The organism is Micromonospora sp. CPCC 205558, from assembly GCF_036902955.1.
GTDB lineage: Bacteria > Actinomycetota > Actinomycetes > Mycobacteriales > Micromonosporaceae > Micromonospora.
Genome location: NZ_JBAKHR010000002.1, coordinates 19,240 through 45,123, shown reverse-complemented (window position 1 = coordinate 45,123; position 25,884 = coordinate 19,240). Strand labels below are relative to the sequence as shown.

Below are 25,884 nucleotides of genomic sequence, written 5' to 3'. Positions count from 1 at the left end.
AAAGGGGGCCATGATGAGCGGAGCGCGACCCGGTCCTTCCCGACCGCCCGTGCGGCTGCGCCCCGTCCCACCCTGCGACCCGCCGTACGTCGACGAGACCGACGGGTCGTACTGGCCGGCACCCACCGACGGTCAACTCGCCCTCGATCTGTTCGCCTCCACCCGACCCAACCCCGTCCGGCCGCCGGAACGGCGAACAACCCTGCGCCCGGTGCCCAACCGGCCCATCACCCATCCGGTCGCGTCGTTGCCGGCGGCAACCGCTCCGGAGACCACCCGAGCCGCGCACCGCTTCGTCGGCACCTGCGTGGAGGTGGTCAACGGCTACCGTTCGCCGAACCAGGTGCGAGCGCTGCTCGACCCGGCCCGAGCGGCCGACCTGCTGATCGAACTCGCCCGCGCCTCCGGCCGGGCTGGGACATCCCGCCGTCGCCCCGGTCGACCAGTGGTTCGGCTGCTACGCCTGCGGGTCTGCGAGCCACAGGAGGCCGCGGTGGAGGCGGCAGCCGTCCTCACCGGCGCGGGCGGTCGAAGTTGGGCGATGGCACTACGCCTGGAGCATCGCCGGGGCCGCTGGCTCTGCACTGCCCTACAGGTGCTCTGACCCCACCTGCCCCAGTCGATCGCCCCCACCAGACCAGACCGGGCCAGGCCGAGCCAGGCCAGGCCAGGCCAGGCCGCGCCGCGCCAAGCCGGGTGATCCACTCCGATTGCAGGAAGCCGGGCTGTCGGTGTGCGGGTTCGCGTAACTCACGGAGACGCCGGCTCACCTCGGCTCTCCGGCCTTCCGGGGCGGCGGAGTCGCCCGGCCGCCGCGCGCTCCGCTTGGCGTCGGCGGAGGGCGATGCGCGAATGACCGTGATGCCTCTGAGTCATATTGATGCCTCAGGGACATCACACTCGCGGTGACAGCGGCGCGGGCCGTCCCACCGGCACCGAGCAGGCGAGGGCAGGAAGACACCGACGGGCCCCGGCCTGGTCGGCCGGGACCCGTCGGTCAGACGCTGTCGGTGCAGACGCTGTCGGTCAGTTGCCGCCGTTGGGCGCGCCGTGGCAGCGCTTGTACTTGCGGCCCGAGCCACACGGGCACGGCGCGTTGCGGGACGGGCCATTGCTCGCCTCCGCCTGGTTCGCTGCCGTCCGACGGGCGGCCGCCGACGGAACAACCGGGCCGCGCAGCCCGGATGCCGGCCGCTGCGGAGCGGACGGCGCGGTCTGCCCCGGTGCCGCAGGAGCTCCCGGAGTCGGTCGGCCCACACCGAGCGCCGGAGCCTGCTGCTCGGCCTGCTCCACGGCGACAGCACCCGGGCTGGCCTCACCGTCGATCGTGGGCGCGGAGTATTGCAAGCCCTGCCGCCGCGGTGCCTGGTTGAGGCCCTTGGCCCGGATCTCGACCGGCTTTTCGAGCAGCGTGACCTCGTCGGTGCCCGCCTCCGGCTCCGGTTCGGTCACCTGGACGTCGATGTTGTAGAGGAAACCGACGGTCTCCTCCTTGATGCCGTCCATCATGGTGGCGAACATGTCGAAGCCCTCGCGCTGGTATTCCACCACCGGGTCGCGCTGGGCGTACGCCCGGAGGTTGATGCCCTCCTGGAGGTAGTCCATCTCGTAGAGGTGCTCGCGCCACTTGCGGTCGATGACCTGGAGCAGCACCATCCGCTCGAGTTGGCGGACACCCTCGGTGCCGAGCTGCTCCTCACGCCGGTCGTACGCGGCGTTGGCGTCCTCCTTGAGGCGGGCGACCAGGAAGTCGGCGTCCATGCCGGCCCGGGAGCCGCCGGCCTCCTCCTCCAACTCCTCGATCGTCACGCCGACCGGGTAGAGCTGCTTGAGGCTGGACCAGAGCTGCTCAAGATCCCAGTCTTCGCCGTAGCCCTCGGAGGTGGCGCCCCGCACGTACGCCTCGACGGTGTCGTCGATCATGTTGCGGACCTGGTCAGAGAGGTCTTCACCGTTGAGCACCCGGAGCCGCTCGGCGTAGACGACCTGGCGCTGCTTGTTGAGCACCTCGTCGTACTTGAGCACGTTCTTGCGGATCTCGGCGTTCTGGCCCTCGATCTGGGCCTGGGCGCTCTTGATCTGCCGGGTGACCATCTTCGACTCGATGGGCACGTCCTCCGGGATGTTGAAGCGCTCCATCACCGCCTCGACCGCCCCGGCCCGGAAGCGCCGCATCAGCTCGTCCTGCAGCGACAGGTAGAAACGGGACTCGCCCGGGTCACCCTGCCGGCCGGCGCGACCGCGCAGCTGGTTGTCGATCCGCCGGGACTCGTGCCGCTCGGTGCCCAGCACGTAGAGGCCACCGGCGGCGGCGACCTCCTCGGCCTCGGCGTCGCAGGCCTGCTTCCAGTTGGGAAGGACCTCCTCCATCGCCTTGGCGTACTCTTCCTCGTTCTCCAGCGGGTCGAGGCCGCGCTGGCGCAGCTCGTTCGCGGCGAGGAACTCGGCGTTGCCGCCGAGCAGGATGTCGGTGCCGCGGCCGGCCATGTTGGTCGCCACGGTGACCGCGCCCTTACGCCCTGCCTGGGCGACGATCTCGGCCTCCCGTGCGTGGAACTTGGCGTTCAGCACGTTGTGCGGGATGCCGCGGCGGCGCAGCAGCTGGGAGAGGATCTCGGAGTTTTCCACCGAGACGGTGCCCACCAGCACCGGCTGGCCCATCTGGTGCCGCTCGGCGATGTCCTCGATGACGGCGTTGAACTTGGCCTTCTCCGTCTTGTAGATGACGTCCGGCCGGTCCTCGCGAACCATCGGGCGGTGGGTCGGAATCGTCACGACGCCGACCTTGTAGACCTTGTTGAACTCGCTCGCCTCGGTCTGCGCCGTACCGGTCATCCCGGACAGCTTCTCGTAGAGGCGGAAGTAGTTCTGGAGGGTGATGGTGGCCAGGGTCTGGTTCTCCTGCTTGATCTCCACCCCCTCCTTGGCCTCGATCGCCTGGTGCATGCCCTCGTTGTAGCGACGGCCGTGCAGAATGCGGCCGGTGAACTCGTCGACGATCAGGACCTCACCATCGCTGACGATGTAGTCCTTGTCGCGCTTGTAGAGCTCCTTGGCCTTGATGGCGTTGTTGAGGTAGCCGACCAGCGGGGTGTTGACCGACTCGTACAGGTTGTCGATGCCGAGCCGGTCCTCGACCTTGGCGACACCCCGCTCGGTCACCGCGATGGTGCGCTTGGAGTGGTCGACCTCGTAGTCGCCCTCGCCGTCGGTGCCGGGCTGGAGCCGGGCCACCACGCCGGCGAACTCGCCGTACCAGCGGGCGGAGTGCTCGGCCGGGCCGGAGATGATCAGCGGGGTGCGGGCCTCGTCGATCAGGATGGAGTCGACCTCGTCGACCACCGCGAAGTTGTGCCCGCGCTGCACCAGCTCGTCCTTCGACCACGCCATGTTGTCGCGCAGGTAGTCGAAGCCGAACTCGTTGTTGGTGCCGTAGGTGATGTCGCACTCGTAGGCGGCCTTGTGCTCGCTGGCCGGCCGGTTGGGCAGCACCACGCCGACGGTCAGCCCGAGGAACTCGTGCACCCGGCCCATCCACGCCGCGTCACGCTGGGCGAGGTAGTCGTTGACCGTGATGACGTGGACGCCCTTGCCGGAGAGCGCGTTGAGGTAGACGGCCATGACCGAGGTCAGCGTCTTACCCTCACCGGTCTTCATCTCGGCGATGTTGCCGAAGTGCAGCGCCGCGCCGCCCATCACCTGGACGTCGTACGGCCGCTGGCCCAGCACACGGGCCGCCGCCTCGCGGGCCACCGCGAACGCCTCCGGCAACAGGTCATCGAGGGTTTCGCCCTCGTCGAGCCGCTCCCGGAACTGTTCGGTCATGCCGGCCAGTTCCTCGTCGGTGAGGTTGACGTAGTCGTCCTCGATCGAGCTGACGGCATTGGCGATCGCCTTGAGGCGACGCACCATGCGGCCCTCGCCCGCGTTAAGGACCTTTTCCAGAATCGACACGGATCAACGCTCCCCTAGACAGTCTCGAACCATCGTAGGCGCTCCATCGGCGCGATGGTCACTGGTGGCGGTGCCCGACCCCGCCGAACCCGACATAATTCACGTCCTGCACACGCCCCAGACGTTATCCGGTTACGCCGTCGGCGAACGCTGCGGCAGGATGCACGAGTGGAGCCCGTGGAGATCATCGAGGACGGCGTGCTGCTGCGGCCCTGGCGAGAGGCGGATGCCGAGGCCGTACACCGGGCCTGCCAGGACCCGGACATTCAGCGCTGGACCACCGTACCGCGCCCATACCGGCCGGAACACGCGCACGGATTTGTCACCGAGATGAGCGGAAAATCCTGGGCCGAGGGCACCGGGGCACCGTTCGCGGTGTGCGACCCGGGCACCGGGGAGCTGCTTGGCGCAAACGGGCTGATCTCGATCGACACGGACGGCACCGGCGAAATCGGCTACTGGACGGCGCCCTGGGCACGTGGTCGGGGCGTGATGGTCCGGGCCACCCGGGCGGTGGCCCGCTGGTCCTTCGACACCCTCGGGCTCCGTCGGCTCATCTGGCAGGCCGAGGTTGGCAACCATGCCTCCCGGCTGGTGGCCCTCCGGGCCGGTTTCCGGATCGACGGCCGGTTGCGGCTGGCCACCCCGACGCCGCACGGCAGCGCGGACGGCTGGATCGGCTCGTTGCTGCCCGGCGAAGTGCCGGCCGTCGGGTCGACCGGTCCGGCCGGACCGGGCACCCTCGCCGCCCGCCGGGCGGCCGTCTTCGGCCGCCCGCAGCCCGTTCTGTTCGCCACGACCGGGGCTGGCGAGCTGCGTCTGCGGCCCATGGAGGAGCAGGACCTGGACGCCGTGGTGCAGACCTGCCAGGACCCGGAGACCATCCGGTGGACCACCGTGCCGGACCCGTACGAGCGCGCCGACGCGCAGGGCTACCAGGCCTACAGCCAGGACGTCTGGGCTCGGGGGGACGCTGCCTGCTTCGTCATCGCCGACGCCGACGACCGGTACGTGGGCTCGCTCGACCTGCGGCTCTCCCCCGCCGACCCGCTGGTGGGCGACGTCGGCTTCATGGCCGCACCGGCGGCCCGGGGACGGGGCTATCTGCCTGCCGCGCTGGTCGCGCTCAGCGCCTGGGGCTTCAGCACACTGGGCCTGGCTCGGATCGAGTGGAAGGCGAATGTGGGTAACACCGCCTCCCGCCGGGCGGCGGAGAAGGCTGGCTTCGTGGTCGAGGGAACCGCCCGGGGCGGTGTGCAACACCGCGGCGAACGGGTGGACGTGTGGGTCGGGGCGCTGCTCGCCAAGGACCTCGGATGACTCTGCGGCCGGTCGTCGAGGCGCACGGGGTACGGCTGCGCCCATTTCGCGCGGAGGACAGCGCCGACGTGGTCGACGGTTGCGCGGACCCGCTGACTCAACGGTTCGTGTCGAACCTGCCGACGCCGTACACCGGGACCGATGCCCGGTGGTGGATCGACGTCGGCGCTCCGGCGGCCTGGACCGGCGGCGGCGCGGCGTACGCCATCGCGGACCCCGCCACCGATCGGCTGCTCGGCGCGGTGGGGCTGAACAACCCGGTGCCCGCCCGGGGTCAGCTGGAGATCGGCTACTGGATGCGGCCGGCGGCGCGTGGGCGCGGGCTGGCCACCGCGGCGACCCGCGCGCTCAGTGAGCACGCGTTCGCCACCGGGACGGCCCGGCTGGAGTTGCTCACCGAACCGGAGAACGGCCCTAGTCAGCGGGTCGCGCTGGCCGCCGGCTTCCGGTACGAGGGTCTGCGCCGGTCGGCCGGCGCTTCCCGCGACGCGGGCCGACACGATCTGCTGGCCTGGGTACGCGTCGCCGGTGATCCGCCGGGCCCGGTCGCCCGGCTGCTGCCCGACCTGCCCGACGGGGTGCTCACCGACCAGGTGGTGGCGCTGCGTCCGCTCGCGCCGGACGACGCGGCGCTGATGTATCGGCTGCACAGCCGACCCGAGGTGGTGGCGAACCAGGCGCCACCGGTGCCGCCGACGCGCGAGGCGATCCAGCGGCGTTGTCGTCTGGCGCAGAGCGGCTGGCTGACCGGCGAGATCGCCCGTCTGCTGATCACGGACGTGGCCAGCGGGGAGCCCGTGGGCAGTTGCGGCTTGTCGTACACCGATGTGGCCGCCGGCGAGGCTTCGCTCGGCTACGCGCTGCTGCCCGACTGGCGCGGCCGGGGGTACGCGACGCGGGCGGTCCGGTTGCTCGCGGGCTGGGCGTTCGGCCCGGCCGGTATCGCCCGGCTGTCGGCCGGCACGGTGCCGGACAACACCGCCTCGCATCGGGTGCTGGAGCGGGTCGGGTTTCGGCGCGAGGGCCTGCAACGTGGTCGGCTGCCGGGGCTGGCCGGCGTCCGGCTGGACGATCTGACCTTTGCGCTGCTCCCCACCGACCTCCGTTGACAGGTCATGGAGTTGTGGTGGGCACTCCCCACCACAACTCCATGATCGACGAGTCGGTTACCGGTCAGGTGGCGAGGGAGATGATGCCGTAGTCGTACGCGTGACGTCGGTAGACGACGCTGGGGCGGCCGGACTCCTTGTCCTGGAAAAGGTAGAAGTCGTGGCCGACCAGTTCCATCTCGAACAGCGCGTCGTCGATGGTCATCGGCTCCGCCGGGTGCACCTTCTCCCGGGCGATGTGCCACGGCTGGTCATCGTGATCCTCTTCGACCCGCTCCGCGACCGCAGTGCCGGCGCGGGTGCCGTCGCTCGGCGCGCTCAGCGCGGGGGACACCAGGTCCGCGACCGGCAGGCCCGCGGTGGCCTCGGCGACGGAGATCGGCGCGTGCCGACCCCGGTGTACGCGGCGGCGGTCGGCCGCGCGGCGCAGCCGGGTGTCGAGCTTCGCGATGGCCGCGTCGAGCGCGCTGTAGAAGTCGTTTGTGCAGGCCTCGGCTCGAATCACAGGGCCCCGGGAAACGCAGGTGATCTCCACCCGCTGGCAGTGGTCGGCTTGGCGCGGATTGCGCTCATGAAACAGCTCGACATCGACACGAATAAGTTTGTGGTCGTAGCGTTCGATCTTCGCGAGTTTCTCGGCTACGTGTACCCGGTAATGGTCCGGCACTTCGACGTTTCGGCCCTTGACCACGATGTCCACGTGACCTCCCTTGTTCGGACGGTCTTCGATCCGGCTACCCGGCCGCGCGCCGTGGGGAGACCCGCTGGCGTCGACCGGTTGTACGGCTACGCCTCCTCTCACCGCCGGGGGCGGTTGGAACGACCTCCTACCCCCGACAGCGAAACGCTAACTCCTGTTCGCCCGGCAGTCACCCCATGTTGCGGAGACCGCCCAGAATTTTTCGCAGCTCATACACCAACGGGTGAAACGGAAACACGATCGGTTACGAGTGGTGTCTTTTCTCGGTCGCCGCGAGCACCGCGGCGACCGTCGGCGCCCATCCCGTCGCCGTCAGCACCCTGCTCGCGGCGGCGAGGGTCACCCCGGTGGTGACGATGTCGTCGAGCAGCACCACGACCGGCGCGGTGCCTGCGGCACCAGCCCGGACCGGTCGAGTCGAGCGCGGCTGGAAGGCCGCCTCGGCCGCCGCCGCCCGCCCGACGCTGTCCAGGGTGACCGAATCGGGCCGGGGCAGCGCCCGCAGCGGATGGCGCACCCGCACCGCCCGACCGCCACGGTTGAGCCGGGCCGCGCAGTGCCGGGCCAGCCGGTCGAGATGGTCGCCGTAACGGGACCGGGCCGCCGCCGCGGTGTCCGGGACCGGAACCAGCACCAGCGGACGAGCCTCGCCGACGGCCGCCGCGACGACCTCGGCGAGCAGGGCGCCGAGCGGGCGGGCCAGGCCGTGGCGGCCGTGTTCCTTGTACGCCAGCAGAACCTCACGCAGCGGACCCGCGTACGGGCCGAGTGCGACGCAGGACGGCAGGCCTGGCGGGGTGGGAGTGGGGCGGACCGCCCGGGGCCGCAATTGGCCCAGCGCCGCGACGCAGACCGGGCACACCCCGTGCCGTAGGCCGGGTCGGCGCTCCCGGCAACCGGCGCAGTCGGCGGGCAGCACCAGGTCGGTGAGGTCCGCCCAGAGCCCGTTCACCGGATCAGTAGAGGAAGAACGGCGCAGACGGGTTACTCGGGCGCACGCCGGCCGGCACCGGGGTGATGTCGCGTACCCGCTTGGGCTCGATCCGTTCGAACGGGCTGCTGCGGTAGGCCACCCCGTTCGCCTCGTACATGTAGGCCCCGCTGGGTGCCCGCACGCTGCGGTTGGTCGGGTACGCGGTCAGATGGTTGACCTTGGCGCCGAGGTCGGTCCGCAGCGGCGTCTCCAGGGCGCCGTCGACACTGATCTCGTAGATCGCCGGCTGGCCGGCCGACCCCGCCACCACCAGCTGGTCCTCTCTGCCCCAGTCGACCGCCGTCGGGTTGGTCAGCGAGGTGACCAACTCTCGGGGCTGGCCGATGGAGACCCCGCCGCCGTCGAGGTTGACCGCGGCGACGTAGAGACGGCCGCCGACGATCAGCGCCACCCGCTGGCCGTCCAACGCGGCGGCCACCGCCGTGACCGCGGCCGACGGCAGGTTGAGCGGCACCGGATACATGTGGGCCGCGTCGTCGAACCGGTAGAGCCGTCCGTCGGCCACCACCAGGCCCCGGCCCGGCCGTGAGTCGACAGTACGCAGCCAGACCGGCCGGCTGATCGAGGAGTAGTCGGTTCTGTTGCGGCTGAGCACGGAAACCTGCTCGGTGCCCGTGCCCACGGCGAGCCGGTACCGGTTCTTACTGCCGGTGACCACCATCGCGGCGAGGATCCGCCGGTCCTTGGCCAGGCCGAGGCCGGCGGAGACGACGTTGCGGTTGACCTCGGGGGCCAACGGCACGGTGCCGCTGAGCTCGCCGTCGAAGTCAAGTGGGTGGATCGCGCCGTCGTACACGCCGAACCGCTGCGGGTTGGCGACATGCGGGTAGAGCGCCGCGGAGGCTCGCCGCTCGCTCAGGTCCACCACGGGTTGCGCGTTGTTGCGGATCTTCAACTCCAGCTGGCCGGGCAGGTCGCCCAACGACCAGGCGAGTTGCGTGATCAACTGGTCGATCCCGTCCTGGTCGTCGCCGGACATGTCCAGGTTGACCTCCCACCGACCGTTCCCGCCGGTGGCGTTGTTGATCAGCTCGGTACGGTCGGGTAGCCCGACGACTCCCGGGCGCAGCCAGTCGGAGGGGCCACCGACCAGCCACTTCACGACCTCGTTGACCCGCCGCTCGGGCGGCACCGCCTGCGGCCGGTAGCGCTGATCGGGCACCAGGCGGGTGCGGTCCGAACTCCAGAAGTAGATCGTCTCCTCCTGGTAATACTGTCGAAGCGCGGTGTCGCTGAGCAGCAGCACGTTGGGCGGGTCGATGACGTACAGGCCGGCCCGCTCATCGTTGATGCCGCCGTTGAAGGACGCGCCGCGCAGGCCGAAGTCGTACTCCGTCTCGGTCGCCACCGGCGGAGCCAGGGTGCCGTTGGCCCGCAGCACCCCGATCTGCTGCACGGTGATCGTCACGGTCGTGGTCAAGTCGCTGTTGAGGGCGTAGACCGCCTCGCGCAGCCGGATCACGTTCAGCGCGACCTCGCTGCCCTTCTTTTCCTGTAGGTGGGTCTTGTCCTCCGGGGCGATGAACGCCTTGACCCGCTCGTACGCCCGATCCGGCTCACCGGCGGCGGCGGACAGGAAGTTGCGGACGAACGCCTCGTTGACGCTGCCGCTGGCCGTCCGCGTCGGTGGCTCGCTGCCCCGGCTGATCACACCTGCCTCGGTCGCGGCGCTACCCTTGCCGTCCACCCGCACGTCGGATGCCGCCGGGATGCCACAGCCGGCGCCCAACAGCACCATCACGCCGAGGGCCCCGAACAGAGTGGGCCGTCTCACGAGTGCACCTCCGTCCGCTGCCCGTCCCCGGCCGGAGCCGGGCCGATCGCCAACGCCCCGCCGGTGCCGGGACCGATGGCCAGTGGGCCACCGTCACGGGGGCCGCCGAACGGCAGCGCGGCGTCGGCCGGCACCAGCCGCAGCGGCGAGGTGGTCAGCCGGTCGCCCGCGCGGGCCGGCAGGGTGAGCCGGAACTGTGCGCCCTGCCCGGGCGCACCCCACGCCTCCAGCCAGCCGCCGTGCAGCCGCGCGTCCTCCAGGCTGATCGACAGGCCCAGCCCGGTGCCCCCGGTCTGTCGCGCCCGGGACGGGTCCGCCCTCCAGAACCGGTTGAAGACCAACTTCTCCTCGCCCACCTTCAGCCCCACACCGTGGTCGCGGACGGTGATCGCCACGGCGGTCTCGTCGATGCCGAGGGTGATCAGCACCGGGCGGGCTTCACCGTGCTCGACGGCGTTGCCGACCAGGTTGCGCAACACCCGCTCGACCCGGCGCGGGTCGACCTCGGCGATCACCGGCGTGCCCGGCAGGTCGAGTTCGATCGGTACGCCCACCCGCTCGGCCAGGCCGGCCAGCCGGTCGACCACCCGGTGCACCACCGGCACCAGGTCGGTCGGCTCGGAATCGAGCATGGCGAAACCCGCGTCGAACCGGCTGATCTCCAGCAGGTCGGTGAGCAGCTCCTCGAATCGATCCAGCTCGGCCTGGAGCAGTTCGGCGCTGCGGGCGACGGCCGGGTCGAACTCGTCCCGCTCAGCGAAGATCAGGTCAGCGGCCATCCGGACGGTGGTCAGCGGGGTACGCAGCTCGTGGGAGACGTCCGAGGTGAAGCGGCGCTGCAACCGGGACATCTCTTCCAGGCGCAGAATCTGCCGTTGCAGGTTGGTGGCCATCTGGTTGAACGAGGCGGCGAGCAGGGCCAGGTCGTCCTCGCCGTTGACCACCATCCGCTGATCGAGCAGGCCCGCGGAGAGCCGCTGGGCGGTCCGTGCGGCGACCCGTACCGGATTGACCACCAGCCGGGTGACCAGCGCCGCGAGCAACCCGAGCAGGATCACCAGCGCGACCCCGGTGGCGACCACGGTGGCTCGGGCATCGGCGGCGGTGACGTCCTGCCGGCCCAACGGCACCAGGTAGTAGAGCTCGATCTGGCCGAAGCGGGTGGGCACCGGCGAGCCGTAGACCAGGTATTTGCTGGTCTCGCCGGTGAGCCGACCGGTGCGGATCTGGCTGGCCACCTTGCCGTCGGCGATCGCGGCCCGCAGCTCGGGGGTGATCAGCGGCTGGACGTTCGCGGACGGGGAGGTGCGCGTCTGGATGTCGGTGGGATAGTCGGCGGCGGTGATCGCCACCACCACCCCGCTGGTCTGCTGAGGGTCGCCGCCGGCCAGGTAGTTGACCGTGACGTCGATGGTCTCCTGGAGCTGCGCCTCCTGCGGCTGCCCGTAGAAGGAGACCTGCTTGGCCGCGTAGCTGGCACCGCTGGTCACCCGCTGCCGGACGTCGCTGCGAGCGCTGTCGACCAGGATCGTGGTGATCTTGTCAGCGATCAGGAACGCGAACCCGCCGACCAGCAGGCTGGACGCGACCAGCGTGATGGTCACGACCCGGACCTGGAGCGATCGGCGCCAGGTCTGGTGCGCCCGACCCACCACCCGGGCGACCCGACCACTCACCGCGCGCCAGAGCTCCCCGCCGGCGCTGGGCCGGCGGGTAGTCGTACTCGGGGAGGGTGGCGGCGGCGAGGTTGACACAGTGCGACCAGGCTATCCGGTCCCTGCCTTGTAGCCCACGCCCCGCACGGTGAGGATGATTTCCGGACGCTCCGGGTCCGGCTCGATCTTGGCCCGCAGCCGCTGGACGTGCACGTTGACCAAACGGGTGTCGGCCGCGTGCCGGTAGCCCCAGACCTGCTCGAGCAGCACCTCACGGGTGAAGACCTGGCGTGGCTTGCGGGCGAGCGCGACCAGCAGGTCGAACTCCAACGGAGTCAGCTTCACCTCCTCGTCGTTGCGGCTCACGGTGTGCGCGGGCACGTCGATGGTGATCTGGTTGTCGGGGGGCCCGATGGTGAGCATCTCGGGGGCCACGTCCTCGCCCCGGCGCAGTCGGGCCCGCATCCGGGCCACCAGTTCCTTGGGCTTGAACGGCTTGACCACGTAGTCGTCGGCGCCGGACTCCAAGCCGAGCACGACGTCCACAGTGTCGCTCTTGGCGGTCAGCATGACGATGGGCACGCCGGACTCCGCGCGAATCGACCGGGCGACGTCGATACCACTCATGCCGGGAAGCATCAGATCAAGCAGCACGATATCGGGACGACTGTCGCGGAAAGCGGCCAACGCCCGCTCGCCGTCCGCCACAAACGAGGGCAGGAAACCCTCACTGCGCAGCACAATACCGAGCATTTCGGCGAGCGCGGGGTCATCGTCGACCACCAGTACGCGGGCTCTCATGGGATTAATATTGCATCCTCATTCAGTTCGGTGGGACCGGCGTCCGCCGGTAATGCATCGCGCCGCCGTCAGACCGGTGGCCGCAGTGCGCGGCGGCGGCGCCACGTGCTGCGGTGCCTGGCGCACGGATGGCCGTGGGTCAGGCTGCCACCATGATCCCCCTTCGGCGCCGCCCGGCGCCACCACAGGCTGGGCCGATCCGGCTGTCGCCATCCGGACGGCGGTCAGCCGAACAGCCCACGCCCCCAGTAGTCCCCGCCGTCGCGCACCCCGGGCGGACACGCGAACACCCCGCTGGAGACGTGTCGCAGATACTCGTTCATCACGTCGTGTCGCGCCAGCTGGGTCTGGATCGGCACGAACTGGCGGCGTGGATCGCGCTGGTAGGCGATGAAGAAGAGGCCCGCGTCGAGCCGGCCGAGGCCGTCCGAGCCGTCGACGAAGTTGTATCCCCGACGGAGCAGCTGGGCGCCGTTGTTCCGGCTCGGGTGGGCCAACGTGACATGGGCGTGCTCGGCGGTCACCGGCTTCCCGTCCGCGCCGCGCGCGGCGAAGTCGGGCTCGTCGAACTCGTCGCTGCGACCGAGTGGCGCGCCGCTGCCCTTGGCCCGGCCGACGATCTCCTCCTGCTCGGCGAGGGAGGTCCGGTCCCAGGTCTCCACCAGCATCCGGATCTTGCGGGTGACCAGGTACGACCCCCCGGCCATCCAGTCCGGCCCGTCGCCCGGCTGCACCCACAACTGATCGCGCAGCAGGTCGGTGTCCTCGGCCTTGAGGTTGGCCGTGCCGTCCTTGAAGCCGAAGAGGTTGCGCGCGGTGGCCTGGTCCCGGGAGGTCGACGAGGTGCGGCCGAAGCCGAGCTGCGACCAGCGGACGCTCACCACGCCCATGCCGAGCCGGGCCAGGTTGCGGATCGCGTGCACCGCCACCTGCGGGTCGTTGGCACAGGCCTGGACGCAGAGGTCGCCGCCGGAGAGCTGCGGCTGCAACGCGTCGCCGGGGAACTTCGGCAGCTCGGCAAGGGCAGCGGGCCGACGGTCGGCGAGGCCGAAGCGGTCCCGCCCGTCAGCGTCGCGGAACAACGTCGGCCCGAAGCCGATGGTGAGGGTGAGCTGCGAGGGAGGCAGGCCGAGCGCTTCACCGGTGTCGTCCGGTGGGGCCTCCGGCATTCCGCCGACCGCACCCAGCACCCCGGCATCCCGCCCCGAGGTCATCCGGGCGGCGGCGGCCGACCACTCCTCAAGCAGTTCGACCAGCCGGGCCCGGTCCTTGGTGATCACGTCGAACGCCACGAAGTGCAGCCGGTCCTGCGCCGGGGTGACGATGCCGGCCTGGTGCTCACCGTGGAACGGCACCGCCCCGGCCGGGTGGTCGCTCGCCGTGGCCGGGCCATGGGAGCCGTTCAGCAGTGCCCCCGCGCCGGCCGCCACTCCAGCGACCCCGGCCACCCCGGCGCCGGCCAGCGTGATCGCCCGGCGCCGGGTCAACCTGCTCCCGCTCATCGAGTCGACTCTTTCTGCGTTGTGGTCACTTCGCGACGGCCGCGGCGACCTTGCTGATCGGCTCGGCGAGCGCGTTGATCCCGTCGGAGAGCTCCTTGAGCTCGGCCTTGCTCAGCGCGGTGTGCAGCTTCCACCCGTCGCCGTCGCGGTGCTTGCCGAGCAGACCCTCGACGTTGGCGAACTCGGTGTCCAGCTGCGTGACCAGCTCCGGCGAGCGCTGCTGCAACGCGGGGCGCAGAGCGGACACGGCGGCCTTGGAACCTTCGAGGTTGGCCGCGAAGTCCCACAGGTCGGTGTGCGAGTAGCGGTCCTCCTCGCCAGTGATCTTGCCGCTGGCGACCTCATCGAGCAGTTCCTTGGCACCGTTGGCGAGCTGCAGCGGGGAGAGCTTCTCGGCGTTCGCCCTGGCCACGATCTCCTTGACGTCGACCAGCAGGCGGTCGGCGATCGGGCCGTCCTTGCTGATGTCACCGGACTGCCAGAGGTCCTTCTCTATCCGGTGGAAGCCGGTGAACTCCATCCCCTCCTCGATGACCTCCTCGCGGCCGTCGATCCTGGGGTCGAGGTCGCCGAAGATCTCGGCAACCGGCTCGATCCGCTCCCAGTAGGTACGGGCGACCGGGTAGAGGGCCTTGGACTTCGCGACATCGCCGGCCTTGACCGCGGCAACGAACTCCTCGGTCTTGTCCAACAGCGCGCTGGTCTGGCTCTTGACGTAGCGCTGGTAGTTCTCGGTGGCGTCACCCAGCGCGGCGTCGGCGGTGAGCGGCTGCGCCGACCCGCTGACCTTGAGCGCGCCCCGAATGCCCTTGCCACTCATTCCCGGCTTACAGGCGGTCTGGTACGTGCCGGCCGGCAACTCCACGTGCAGCTCGCGGCTCAGCCCGGGGGCGATGTTCTCCACCTCGCCCATGACGCGGTCGCCGTCGGCGTACACGTAGAACTCGGTCACCTTCGCGCCCGAGTTGGTGATCTTGAAGGTGGCGGTGCCGGCACCCAGGTCGGTCGAGGCGACCTCACAGGCGGTGTCGCTGGCCTTCACCACGATCGGTCCGCCGGACGCGGCCGCGTCACCCTTGTCAGCGTCGGAGCAGGCGGCCAGACCGGCCGTTGCCAGCACGCCGGCGGCGGCCAGCGCGAAGAACTGGGTGGTACGCATCTGGGCTGTCTCTCCTCGTGGGTCAGGCACGCTGCGGCGTGGACGCCGCCTCGGCCTCGGCGCCGGTGTCGGCCCCGCGCTCGGTGACGGTGGTGGTCGCGGTGGGTGCCGGCTTGGGCCGGGCCGGTCGCAGGAAGAGCAGGAGCACCGGTACGGCGTACCCGACCCAGGCGATCGTCTCCAGCACGGTGGGCGCAGGAGTCACGTTGAACATGCCGGCGAGCAGGGCCGCGTACCAGGTGCTCGGGTCGAGCACGCTGGTGATGTCGAAGGCCAGGTGGCTCAGGCCGGGCAGGACGCCGGCCTCCTGGAAGTCGTGCACGCCGTACTTGAGGATGCCGGCGGCGACCAGGATCAGCAGCGCGCCGGTCCAGGTGAAGAACTTGCTGAGGTTGATTCGCAGGGCGCTGGCGTACAGCAGCACGCCGAGGACCACGGCGGTGACGATGCCGCCGATCAACGCGAGCAGCGGCCCGCTGTCGCCGGCCGCGCCCTGTGCCGCCGAGTAGAAGATCAGCGCGGTCTCCAGGCCCTCGCGGATCACCGCAAGGAAGGCCATTCCGGCGACGGCGAGGGACCCGACGGCCAGCGCCTCGGTGAGCTTGCCCCGCAGCTCGCCGGCGATGGTCCGGGCGGCCCGGCGCATCCAGAAGATCATCCAGGTCACGAAGACCACGGCGGCGACGGAGGTGATCGCTTCGAACAACTCACGATCGTCGGAGCGGGACAGCAGCGAGGTCGACGTGTACTCGATCAACCAGCCGAAGAGCACCGAGAGCGCCACGGCCAGGCCCACGCCCGCCCAGACCTGCGGCAGTCGGTCCCGGCGCTGCGACTTCACCAGGAAGGCGACCAGGATGCTGACCACCAGGGTGGCTTCCAGCCCTTCCCGCAGGCCGATCAGATAGGTGGCGAACATCCAGGCTCCGGGTAGGTTAGGCACGCCTGTGCTTACTTAGGGCAGGCATACCTTCCTCCCTGCTCAAGGCCCGCGTCAAGTCGTTCATGACAAGCTCACCCTGCCCACGGTGAACCCACTGTGCGAAGATCGCGCCGTGAGGGGATTCCTGCCGTGGTTGACGGTGCTGGCCGTGGTGCTGCTACTCAGCGCACTACGCCTACGGGCACTGGCCACCCTCGTCTCGCTCGGCTGGCTGGCCTGGTGCATCTGGACCTGGTTCCGGCCCACCCGCCGAAGCTGACGAAGCCCCGGCCCCGCACCCCGGCCCCGGCCCCGGCCCCAGCCCCGGCCCCGGCCCCGGCCCCAGCCCCAGCCCCAGCCCCAGCCCCAGCCCCGCGATCTTGCACTTTCTGCGGCGACATATCGCACCTAAAGCCGCAAATCTCCAACCGAAACTGCAAGATCGCGGGAGCGCAGGGCAGATCGCGGGAGCGCAGGGCAGATCGCGGGAGCGCAGGGCAGATCGCGGGAGCGCAGGGCAGATCGCGGGAGCGCAGGGCAGATCGCGGGAGCGCAGGGCAGATCGCGGGAGCGCAGGGCAGATCGCGGGAGGGCGGGCACGACCGCGAGCATGTGGGGGCAGGGCGGAGACGACGAACCGGGCCGGCTGCGAACAGCCGACCCGGTCCGGAGAGACGTCGATCAGTAGCGGTAGTGATCCGGCTTGAACGGACCCTCCGTGGAGACGCCGAGGTAAGCGGCCTGCTCCTTGGTCAGCGTGCTCAGCTTTGCGCCGAGCGCGCCGAGGTGCAGCCGGGCCACCTTCTCATCCAGGTGCTTGGGCAGCACGTAGACGCCGATCGGGTACTCCTCGGTCTTGGTGAAGAGCTCGATCTGGGCGATCGTCTGGTTGGCGAACGAGTTCGACATGACGAAGCTCGGGTGCCCGGTCGCGTTGCCCAGGTTCAGCAGGCGGCCCTCGGAGAGCACGATGATGGCGTGCCCGTCGGCGAAGCGCCACAGGTCGACCTGCGGCTTGATGTTGATCCGCTCGACGTCGGAACGCTTGGCCAGCCCGGCCATGTCGATCTCGTTGTCGAAGTGGCCGATGTTGCCGACGATGGCCTGGTGCTTCATCCGGGCCATGTGCTCGTTGGTGATGACGTCGAAGCAGCCGGTGGCGGTGATGAAGATGTCGGCCTGCTCGACCACGTCGTCCAGGGTGGCGACCTGGTAGCCGTCCATCGCGGCCTGCAACGCGCAGATCGGGTCCACCTCGGTCACCACGACCCGGGCGCCCTGGCCGCGCAGCGACTCGGCGCAGCCCTTGCCCACGTCGCCGTAACCCATGACCACCGCCATCTTGCCGCCGATCAGCACGTCGGTGGCCCGGTTGATGCCGTCGATGAGCGAGTGCCGGCAGCCGTACTTGTTGTCGAACTTGCTCTTGGTCACCGAGTCGTTGACGTTGATGGCCGGGAAGAGCAGGGTGCCCGCGCGGTGCATCTCGTAGAGCCGGTGCACGCCGGTGGTGGTCTCCTCGGTCACGCCCTTGATGCCGGCGGAGATCCGGGTCCAGCGCTGGTTGTCCTCGGCGAGCGAGCGGTGCAGCAGTTCGAGGATGACCGCGTACTCCTCGGAGTCGGCGGACTCGACCGGCGGAACCGCCCCGGCCTTCTCGAACTCGGCGCCCTTGTGCACCAACAGGGTGGCGTCGCCGCCGTCGTCGAGGATCATGTTCGGGCCCTGCCCGTCGGGCCAGGCGAGCACCTGCTCGGTGCACCACCAGTATTCCGGCAGGGTCTCGCCCTTCCAGGCGTACACCGGAACCCCGGCCGGCGCCTCGGGGGTGCCGTCCGGGCCGACGACGATCGCCGCGGCGGCGTGGTCCTGGGTGGAGAAGATGTTGCAGGACGCCCAGCGCACCTGCGCGCCGAGCGCGACCAGCGTCTCGATCAGGACGGCGGTCTGGATGGTCATGTGCAGCGAGCCGGTGATCCGCGCGCCGGCGAGCGGCTGCGCCTCGGCGAACTCCCGACGGATCGCCATCAGGCCGGGCATCTCGTGCTCGGCGAGCTGGATCTCTTTACGCCCGAACTCAGCGAGCGACAGATCCGCCACCTTGAAGTCGCCGTCGGCGAGCGTGCTCGGCCGGGCCTCGGACGGCGTGCCGCTGGCGGACGCCGGGAGGGTGCTGGTCATGAAAGCTCCTGTCGAACGATGTCTGCGCCGACTCTCCACCTTACGCGGGTCGACGACGGGCATCAGGCACGGTCCACGGACAGCGCACGGGGCGGTCGGTGGTGGACGGACCTTCCCGCCCACATCCCGCCCGCCCCGCGCATCCCCCCGGTTTGGTTTCCCCCGCACGTTCTCGGACCGTCGTCGCGATAACGCTGCGTACTCATAGAGTCACACTCGGCAAAGGCGACGTCAAGCTATTCCGGGAAAGTCGGACTTGTGTCGTTCTCGGCGTGCGGGTCAGCGCAGCCCGGCCGTCGCCACGTACGCCGTACCCGCGCCGTCGATCCGCAACGGCGCTTCGGACGCCGTGCCGATCGCGGCCTCGCCCGAGACCAACGTCAACGCGCCGGCGCCGTCGTCCACGGTGATCGAACCGCCAGCGCAGAGCACCACCCGGGGACCGGGCAGCGGCAGCGTCACCGAGGGCACCGCCGCGTCGACCCGCACCCGGTGCAACGCGAAATCGTCCACCGGCACCGGCCACCAGTCCACGCCCGGGCCGACCGGCTGCGCGGCCCGTACCGGATCGTCGAGCACCTCGAAGCGCAGAACCCGCAACAACTCCTCGACGTCGACCCGCTTCGGGGTCAGGCCGCCGCGTAACACGTTGTCGCTGGCCGCCATGATCTCCACTCCGCAGCCGCTCAGGTAGGCGTGCAGGTTGCCGGCCGGCATCCAGATCGCCTCCCCCGCCACCAGCCGCAGGTGGTGCAACAACAACGCGACCAGCGCACCCGGATCCCCCGGGTACGCCTTGGCCAGGCGGCGGGTCAGCTCCGCGTCCGGGCCGTCGACCGGCGCTGCCACCACGGCAGCCAGCAGCTCGTGACGCTTGGCGGCCGGCCAGCCGAGCAACGTCCGCACCGCCGTCCGCAGCCCCGCCGGCCCGGCCCGCAACGCGGCGACCACCGGTGCCAACGCCGGTACGCCGAACGCGGCGAGCGCCTCGGCCGACTCCGCCGGATCCCGGAACCCGCACAGCGCCTCGAACGGGGTGAGCGCGACCAGCAACTCCGGCTTGTGGTGCGGGTCGGAGTAGTTGCGCTGCCCCTCGGGACGCCCCGCCTCCGCCGCGTAGCCGGCCTGCGCCTGCTCGGCGTCCGGATGGGCCTGCAGGCTCAGCGGAGCGTCGGCGGCGAGCACCTTGAGCAGGAACGGCAGCCGATTGCCGAACCGCTCGGACACCCGCTGGCCGAGCCACTGCCCTGGCTCGTCGCGCACCAGGTCACAGAGGCTCACCCGCAGACCGGCGCGGTCCACGTGGGCCGGGGCGCCCGGGTGGGCCCCCAACCACAGCTCCGCCTCCGGACCCGCGCTGGGCACCGAGCGCCCCTGCAGGAGGGCGATGGCCGAACGGGAACCCCAGGCGTAGTCCCGGATCGGTCCGTACAGTGGCTCCATTCGTCAGCCCCCGGGCCGCCCGGCCGCCTCGCCCGACGCGTCTTGCGGCTGCGGCACGGCGGTGTCGGCGGCGGCACCGGTGCCGGCCTCGGCGGCGGCGACGCTGTAGACGTCCGGCTCCAGATAGATCACCCGGGCGATCGGCACCGCAGCACGGATCCGCGCCTCCACGGCGTTGATGCCGCGAGCCAGGTCGTGGGCGCTCTCCCACTCCGGAACGGCGATCTTCGCGGCCACCAACAGCTCTTCCGGGCCCAGGTAGAGCGTCTTCATGTGGATGATCCGCTGCACCTCGGGGCCGTCGGTGACGGCCCGCTCGATGGCCGCCACGTCGGACGCCTCAGCGCCCTCACCGAGCAGCAGGCTCTTCGTCTCGATGGCCAGCACGATGGCGATGACCACCAGCAGGATGCCGATCATCGCGGTGCCCGCGGCATCCCACCGGCCATTGCCGGTGATCAGCGTCATCCCCACACCGAACAGCGCGAACACCAGACCGACCAGCGCGCCGAAGTCCTCCAGGAGCACCACCGGAAGCTCCGGCGCCTTGGCCCGGCGGATGAAGCGCACCCAGGACTGGTTGCCCCGGATGTGGTTGGACTCCTTGATGGCGGTCCGGAAGGAGAACGACTCCATGATGATCGCCGCCACCAGCACGGCCACCGGCAGCCAGTGCCAGGACTTGATGCCCTCCGCGTGGTCCCACTTGTGGTACGCCTCGTAGAGCGCGAACAGGCCACCGATGCTGAACAGCACGATGGACACGATGAACGCGTAGATGTAGCGCTCCCGGCCGTACCCGAACGGGTGTTCCGGGGTGGCCGCGCGCTTCGCCCGCTTGCCACCGAGCAGCAGCAGACCCTGGTTGCCGGAGTCGGCGACCGAGTGGACCGCCTCGGCCAGCATCGACGACGAGCCGGAGAGCAGGAACGCAATGAACTTGGTGACGGCGATGCCGACGTTGGCCAGCAGGGCGGCGACGATCGCCTTCGTCCCACCGTTGGCACTCATGCCACCGCTCCGCTTCGCCACTCGAAGCCGGCCGGTCCGCGCATGACGCGCCGCCCCCTACGTTCGTTCACTGGTTCGACAGCTCCTTCATCTCGGTGATGGCCGGAACGGCCATGGGGTCCAGCCCGTGGGCCAGCGCAAGGTAGATCGAGGCGAAATCCGGAACCGCGATCAGCGACGCCAGCCGCTCCAGGGCGGAGCCACCCTCGGCGGTCACGACGTCGCAGCGCACACCACGACGCTCCGCGAGGGTCTGCACAGCGTCCGCGCGGCGCTCCTCGACGGCGAGCGGCTCGTCGGTGTCGTCCTCGGCGTTGAGCCCGCCGTCGCGCAGCAGCACCAGCCGCAGCCGGGTGCCCTCGCCGTCGTCCTCGGTCGGGTCGGCGAAAATGTCCCGCTCCCCCTCGGCCAGGCCGCCGAAGACGCCGTCGAGCAGGCCGACGCGACCCCGCCCGGCCTCACCCAGCGCTCCGGTGACCACCGGGTAGCGGGCGTTGGCCGACAGGGTGTCGCCGAACCGGCGGGCAGCCACCGTGGCCAGCGGGGACGAGCCCCAGACGATCGGAATCGAGCCGGCCAGACCCAGGGCCAGTGATTTCGCCGGGTTGACGAAGGACTCGGCGGCGGACCGGCAGCGGTCGGCGTCCGCGTCGAGCCGGGCCGCGGTCTCCGCCAGGTCCGCCTCGTTGACCTTCACGAGCCCGAGGGACCGGGCGGCGAGCAGGACCGGCACGGTGAGCGCCCAGAGGCTGGCCCGGGCCGGGGCACGCCGGGGCACCGGGATGAACGGCGCCCGGGCCTGCTCGGCGATCGACTGCAAGCGCGAGTCCGGGGCGCCCACGGCGACGAGTCGGGCCCCACGCCGGTGGGCCGCCTCGGCGGCGCCGAGCGCCTCCGGGCTACGTCCGGACGCGCTCACCGCGATCACCACGTCGGCCGCGCCCACCCAGCCGGGTACGCCAGCGGAGCGGTGCCCGATGATCGGGACCGGGCAGCGGGGCCCGGCGACCGTGGCCAGCACGTCCCCGGTACGCCCCGCGGTGCCGATGCCGGCGATCACGACGGCTCGGGGCCGCCCGTCGTCGGCGAGGACGGCCAGGTTCGCCTCGGCCGCCAGCGCGGCGCTCTCCCGAACCTGCGCACCGGCCGACGCCGTGTGTCGGAGCATGCCGCCCGGGTCGGCCTCGGCCAACGCCTGCGGGTTGTCGAGCAGGGCCTCGTCGGCGTCGCGGCGTCCGCTGAGCCCGGCCGTACCGTCGATCATGAGGGCTGCCCGGGGCCGCCGCGCGCCTCGTCGAGCAGCAGAACCGGCACGTCGTCGCGGACCTCGAAGATCCGACCGCACTCCGTGCAGGTCAACGTCTGCGCCTCGGCGTCATAGGTGAGCGGGGCGTGGTGCGTGTCCGGACAGGCAAGGATCTCGAGCAACTGCGGATCCAGGGCCATGGCACGGCTCCTTCCACGTGTGCGGCTTCACCGACGGCGGTGCCGACCGGCGCAGGCGATCTTATCGGCGAACGCGGCCGAGCACGTCGTCCCGGAGCGAGACCATCCGATCCCGGGTGGGCGCCTCGACGTTGAGCCGCAGCAGCGGCTCCGTGTTGGAGGCGCGCAGGTTGAACCAGGCGCCGTCGGGGAAACGCAGGGTGAGCCCGTCCATCTCGTCGGCAACCGCGTCGGGGTACGCGGCGCGCACCTCGGCCACCGCGGTCGCCTGGTCGACCACCGTCGAGTTGATCTCACCGGAGGCGATGTAGCGCTCGTACTCACCGGCCAACACCGACAGCGGCAGCGACTGCTCGCCCAGCGCGGCCAACGTGTGCATCGCCGCGAGCATCCCCGTGTCGGCGAACCAGAAGTCCCGGAAGTAGTAGTGCGCGGAGTGCTCACCGCCGAAGACGGCGTTGGTGCGGGCCATCTCCGCCTTGATGAAGGAGTGCCCGACCCGGGCGACGACCGGCTTTCCGCCGTGCTCGCGGATGATCTCCGCAACCGCGCTGGACGTGATCAGACCGTGGATCACCGTGGAGCCGGGGTGCTTGGCCAGCTCGCGGGCGGCGACGAGTGCGGTGATCGCCGACGGTGAGACCGGCTCGCCGCGCTCGTCGACCACGAAGCACCGGTCGGCATCACCGTCGAAGGCCAACCCGATGTCGGCCCCGTGCTCGACCACCGCGCGCTGGAGGTCGACCAGGTTCGCCGGGTCCAACGGGTTGGCCTCGTGATTGGGGAAGCTGCCGTCCAACTCGAAGTAGAGCGGCACGATCTCCAGCGGCAGCGGCGACAAGGCCGCGTCGCCCAGCACGGTCGGAACGGTGAAGCCGCCCATGCCGTTGCCGGCGTCGACGACCACCTTCAACGGTCGGATGCCCGAGAGGTCGACCAGCTTGCGCAGGTAACCGGCGTAGTCGGGGAGCAGCTCGCGTCGCTCGGCAGGCCGGGTCGGCGCACCGGCGGGACGAGCGTCGCCCGAGTCCAGGAGGGCCTGGGCCCGGTCCCGGATCTCGGCCAGGCCGCTCTCCTGGCCGATCGGGCGGGCACCGGAGCGGCACATCTTGATGCCGTTGTACTGCGCGGGGTTGTGGCTGGCGGTGAACATCGCGCCGGGCAGGTCGAGCGAGCCGGACGCGTAGTAGAGCAGGTCGGTGGAGGCGAGGCCGATCTCGATCACCGAGCGCCCCACGGCGCGTACGCCGGCGGCGAAAGCGGCGGCCAGGCCGGGTGAGGTGGCCCGCATGTCGTACCCGACGACGACCGCGTCGCCCGGCTCGTCGGTGGAGTTGAGCAGCTGAGTGAAGGCGGCTCCCAGTGCCTCGGCGGCCCGCTCGTCCCACTGGTCCGGCACCGTCCCGCGGACGTCGTACGCCTTCACAATCTGGGACAGATCAGACACGTGTTCCACTCCTTGGCCGCAGGTTAGACACCGATCCTGAGCCTAACGGAGCGGCCGGGTCGTACTCCGCTCAGCCGGGGAGCCGGGGAATGAACGCGGTGTGGCCGCCGCCGTCGGTGGGCGGGTCACCGGGCAACGGTCGACCGTCGGGCCGACCCGGCATCGGCTGCGTCGCCTCCGGGGCTGCGGCAGGCGTCTCCGGCCTGGCACCGTAGACCCCGCCGGTGGCGGGACGCGGGGACGGCACCGCACCCCAACCGGCGGCCGAGGGCTGCTGGCCGTACACCTGACCGGGGCGACCGGGCGCGGCCGGCAACCCACCCCCGGCGCGGTAGGTGGTGCCGCCGGGGTTGCCTGGCAGGATGCCCGGCCCGTCGTCCGACGGCGTCCGGTCCTGCCGCGAGCGACGGAACAGCAGGACGATGAGCAGCAGTCCCACCGCTACCAGCACAATGCCGAAGAACATCACCGGCGAGCCTCCTCCGGACGATTGGGCGGCGGTCGCCGTGGTGTTCGGCGCGGCGGACACGCCGCCCAGCGCAGCCGGGTTCACCGCCTCATCGACGGTCGCGACCTCGGACGGGCTCGGGGTGGGTGTCGGCTTCTTCGACCGCGACGGAGTCGGCGACGGGGTGCCCCGCGCTCCGGTCAGCCGCGCCGCGTCGGTGGCGTGACCCAACGTCTGGCCGGCAGCGCTGATGCCCGCACCCGTGACCACGAGACGACCGCCCGGCGCACCCGCCGCGAACGCCACCCGGTAGCGCACCGTGATGCCCTTGCCCTTGCAGAGCGTCGGCTTCGAGGGTGACGTCTGCGCGGTCGACACGTTGCCGGCGCCACCGGTGACGGCCACCGGGAACCAGCGCCCGCCCGTGTTGACCTGGACCGACACCTGGTTCGACTGCAGACCCGCCAAGCTGAAGCCCAGCGCGGTACGCAGCAGGACGCACCCGTCGGTGCGCTTGCGCACCGCGACGTTCACCCCCTGCGCGGACCCACCGGCGGCAAAGCTGCTGGCCGCGCCCACCCGGACCGAGTCCTCGTCGGCCAGCGCCGGCGACGCACCGAGCAGCACCAGGCCGCCTGCCAGGCCGCAGACCGCCGCGAGCCGTGCCGCGCGTCGACGCACTGTCATGATCACCTCGCCGTTCTCTCCGGGTGGGGTCCGCGGGTCAGGCTACTACCGGCCCGGCCACACCGTCGGTCATAGAGCGGCCCGGATGTGTGCAGCGTTACGGTTTACCGCCCGCTCCGTCGACCTGCCGCCGACCGGGCTGACCAGCCGATCAGCCGGGCCGCACTGCCTCGGCGAGGGCGTCCCGGCAGAGCCGGTCGGCGGTGCGGGTGGTCTCCGGCAGGCGATAGCGCGGCGTCAACGCCAGCACCTGAGCGGTCGCGTTCTCCAGGCTCATCCGATGGCCGACGCTGACGAAGACCGGCTTCACCCCGTCCCGGGTCCGCAGCACCCGACCGACCACGTCACCACCGTCACGCAACGACGACCAGGAACCCCGCTCGGCGGACGGCGGATCCCACGCCCCGACCAGTGGCGTCTTCCCCACCCCGATCGCGGGCAACCCGGTGACGACCCCCAGATGGCACGCGAGCCCGAACCGGCGCGGATGGGCCAGCCCGTGCCCGTCGCAGACCAGCAGGTCCGGAATGGTGGTCAGGCGGTCGAGCGCGTCGAGCAACGCGGGCAACTCGCGGAAGGCGAACAACCCCGGCACATAGTCGAACGCGGGTCGCCCCACACCGACCGCGGAGTCCACCACCGCCAGGGTCCGGGCATCCAGGACGGTCACGGCCGCCGCCAGCAGGTCACCACCCTCGGCGTACGCGACGTCCAGGCCGGCCACCGTCGCGGGCGTGCTCGGACCCGGCCCGACCAGGTCCACCAGCGGTCGCAACTCCTCCTGTACGGCCACCGCCTCGGCAACACTGCCCGGCCCCACGGTCCCCACGCGCGTCCTGTCCGCTGCGCCCACTGTCCCCGCCATGCCCGTTGCGTGCGCGGCGTGCGCGGCATGCGCGATCCGCCATGATCCACTCGACATCATGAAAGTCGGGCCATCCCCCGGACCTGGATGCCCCGACTTCAATGAACCCGAGTCGATCACCCTCGGCCTGCGGCGTCGGCGCCATCCCCGGCGACCCTGCCGTCGGAGCCACCCCGGACAGGGCCGCCCTCGGCCCGGCCCCTGATCGCAGCCAGGCCGAGCACCAAGGCAATGCCGAGGGCGACACCGAAGGCGACGCCACCCTTCGCCCCGAACACCGGAATGCCGATCGCCAGGCCGACCAGGATGCCAAGCGGCCACGCCCAGACAGTGGACCTGATGCCCTGCTTGTCAGATCTCGCCATGCGTCGATCTTAGTCGGCGCGGCCAAGGCCCCACCGATCGCCGTTCACGACAGGGCGGCCCCCGCTCAGGCAAGGCCCAACTCGTCGCGCGCCTGCTCGTA

General features: G+C 71.0%; 22 protein-coding genes. 4 read left to right on the top strand and 18 right to left on the bottom strand.

Annotated features, from left to right (window positions below):
- The first annotated feature begins 10 nt into the window (after nucleotides 1-10).
- Nucleotides 11-604, top strand: coding sequence for an Rv3235 family protein (locus V6U86_RS02575; protein ID WP_334497940.1), 594 nt, complete (start codon nucleotides 11-13; stop codon nucleotides 602-604).
- A gap of 422 nt (nucleotides 605-1,026) precedes the next feature.
- Here V6U86_RS02575 and secA read toward each other — a convergent pair whose 3' ends face one another.
- Complete coding sequence (gene secA, locus V6U86_RS02570; RefSeq protein WP_334497938.1) at nucleotides 1,027-3,954, bottom strand: preprotein translocase subunit SecA; 2,928 nt, start codon at nucleotides 3,952-3,954, stop codon at nucleotides 1,027-1,029.
- A 168-nt stretch (nucleotides 3,955-4,122) separates the two neighbouring features.
- Between secA and V6U86_RS02565 the strand changes: the two genes are divergently transcribed.
- Entirely contained in the window at nucleotides 4,123-5,274 is a 1,152-nt protein-coding gene (locus V6U86_RS02565; RefSeq protein ID WP_334497936.1) for a GNAT family N-acetyltransferase, read from the top strand.
- Entirely contained in the window at nucleotides 5,271-6,383 is a 1,113-nt protein-coding gene (locus tag V6U86_RS02560) for a GNAT family N-acetyltransferase (protein WP_334497934.1), read from the top strand. The genes V6U86_RS02565 and V6U86_RS02560 overlap by 4 nt, the downstream gene beginning before the upstream one ends.
- 64 nt (nucleotides 6,384-6,447) lie before the next feature.
- Here V6U86_RS02560 and hpf read toward each other — a convergent pair whose 3' ends face one another.
- The 8 genes from hpf to efeU all read right to left on the bottom strand — a co-directional run bounded on the left by hpf (nucleotide 6,448) and on the right by efeU (nucleotide 15,887).
- On the bottom strand, nucleotides 6,448-7,083 hold the full coding sequence (hpf, locus tag V6U86_RS02555) for a ribosome hibernation-promoting factor, HPF/YfiA family (protein ID WP_334497932.1): 636 nt from the start codon (nucleotides 7,081-7,083) through the stop codon (nucleotides 6,448-6,450).
- 244 nt (nucleotides 7,084-7,327) lie between these two features.
- Nucleotides 7,328-8,035, bottom strand: a complete 708-nt coding sequence (locus tag V6U86_RS02550; RefSeq protein WP_334497930.1) for a ComF family protein — start codon at nucleotides 8,033-8,035, stop codon at nucleotides 7,328-7,330.
- 4 nt (nucleotides 8,036-8,039) lie between these two features.
- A complete protein-coding gene (locus V6U86_RS02545; protein ID WP_334498606.1) occupies nucleotides 8,040-9,815 on the bottom strand; it encodes an LpqB family beta-propeller domain-containing protein in 1,776 nt (591 codons plus the stop codon).
- A 32-nt stretch (nucleotides 9,816-9,847) separates the two neighbouring features.
- Entirely contained in the window at nucleotides 9,848-11,605 is a 1,758-nt protein-coding gene (gene mtrB, locus V6U86_RS02540) for an MtrAB system histidine kinase MtrB (RefSeq protein ID WP_334497928.1), read from the bottom strand.
- 12 nt (nucleotides 11,606-11,617) lie between these two features.
- Nucleotides 11,618-12,307: an MtrAB system response regulator MtrA gene (gene mtrA, locus V6U86_RS02535; RefSeq protein ID WP_030331519.1), complete on the bottom strand. Its 690-nt coding sequence runs from the start codon at nucleotides 12,305-12,307 to the stop codon at nucleotides 11,618-11,620.
- A 224-nt stretch (nucleotides 12,308-12,531) separates the two neighbouring features.
- Nucleotides 12,532-13,809 (bottom strand): iron uptake transporter deferrochelatase/peroxidase subunit, encoded by a 1,278-nt coding sequence (gene efeB, locus V6U86_RS02530; RefSeq protein ID WP_334497923.1) that lies wholly within the window; start codon nucleotides 13,807-13,809, stop codon nucleotides 12,532-12,534.
- Nucleotides 13,810-13,834: 25 nt separating this feature from the next.
- Complete coding sequence (gene efeO, locus V6U86_RS02525) at nucleotides 13,835-14,968, bottom strand: iron uptake system protein EfeO (RefSeq protein WP_334497921.1); 1,134 nt, start codon at nucleotides 14,966-14,968, stop codon at nucleotides 13,835-13,837.
- 22 nt (nucleotides 14,969-14,990) lie between these two features.
- Nucleotides 14,991-15,887: an iron uptake transporter permease EfeU gene (gene efeU, locus V6U86_RS02520; protein WP_334498604.1), complete on the bottom strand. Its 897-nt coding sequence runs from the start codon at nucleotides 15,885-15,887 to the stop codon at nucleotides 14,991-14,993.
- 136 nt (nucleotides 15,888-16,023) lie between these two features.
- On the opposite strand from efeU, the gene V6U86_RS02515 reads away from it, so the two are divergent.
- Nucleotides 16,024-16,170, top strand: coding sequence for a hypothetical protein (locus V6U86_RS02515; RefSeq protein WP_334497919.1), 147 nt, complete (start codon nucleotides 16,024-16,026; stop codon nucleotides 16,168-16,170).
- Between the two features lie 401 nt (nucleotides 16,171-16,571).
- Here V6U86_RS02515 and ahcY read toward each other — a convergent pair whose 3' ends face one another.
- The 9 genes from ahcY to V6U86_RS02470 form a co-directional block, all read right to left on the bottom strand.
- The gene (ahcY, locus tag V6U86_RS02510; protein WP_334497917.1) at nucleotides 16,572-18,071 is read right to left on the bottom strand and encodes an adenosylhomocysteinase; all 1,500 of its coding nucleotides are present in this window, start codon (nucleotides 18,069-18,071) and stop codon (nucleotides 16,572-16,574) included.
- Nucleotides 18,072-18,350: 279 nt separating this feature from the next.
- Entirely contained in the window at nucleotides 18,351-19,514 is a 1,164-nt protein-coding gene (manA, locus tag V6U86_RS02505) for a mannose-6-phosphate isomerase, class I (protein WP_334497915.1), read from the bottom strand.
- Nucleotides 19,515-19,517: 3 nt separating this feature from the next.
- Nucleotides 19,518-20,525 (bottom strand): cation diffusion facilitator family transporter, encoded by a 1,008-nt coding sequence (locus tag V6U86_RS02500; protein WP_334497913.1) that lies wholly within the window; start codon nucleotides 20,523-20,525, stop codon nucleotides 19,518-19,520.
- 67 nt (nucleotides 20,526-20,592) lie between these two features.
- Complete coding sequence (locus tag V6U86_RS02495; RefSeq protein ID WP_334497911.1) at nucleotides 20,593-21,789, bottom strand: SIS domain-containing protein; 1,197 nt, start codon at nucleotides 21,787-21,789, stop codon at nucleotides 20,593-20,595.
- Nucleotides 21,786-21,971, bottom strand: coding sequence for a Trm112 family protein (locus V6U86_RS02490; RefSeq protein WP_030490836.1), 186 nt, complete (start codon nucleotides 21,969-21,971; stop codon nucleotides 21,786-21,788). Before V6U86_RS02490 ends, V6U86_RS02495 begins: the two co-directional genes overlap by 4 nt.
- Before the next feature lie 61 nt (nucleotides 21,972-22,032).
- Entirely contained in the window at nucleotides 22,033-23,418 is a 1,386-nt protein-coding gene (locus V6U86_RS02485) for a phosphomannomutase/phosphoglucomutase (protein ID WP_334497906.1), read from the bottom strand.
- A 70-nt stretch (nucleotides 23,419-23,488) separates the two neighbouring features.
- Nucleotides 23,489-24,553, bottom strand: a complete 1,065-nt coding sequence (locus tag V6U86_RS02480; RefSeq protein WP_334497904.1) for a hypothetical protein — start codon at nucleotides 24,551-24,553, stop codon at nucleotides 23,489-23,491.
- Between the two features lie 151 nt (nucleotides 24,554-24,704).
- Complete coding sequence (gene nfi / locus V6U86_RS02475) at nucleotides 24,705-25,418, bottom strand: deoxyribonuclease V (RefSeq protein ID WP_442934867.1); 714 nt, start codon at nucleotides 25,416-25,418, stop codon at nucleotides 24,705-24,707.
- Nucleotides 25,419-25,534: 116 nt separating this feature from the next.
- Nucleotides 25,535-25,783: a hypothetical protein gene (locus V6U86_RS02470; RefSeq protein WP_334497900.1), complete on the bottom strand. Its 249-nt coding sequence runs from the start codon at nucleotides 25,781-25,783 to the stop codon at nucleotides 25,535-25,537.
- Nucleotides 25,784-25,884 lie beyond the last annotated feature (101 nt).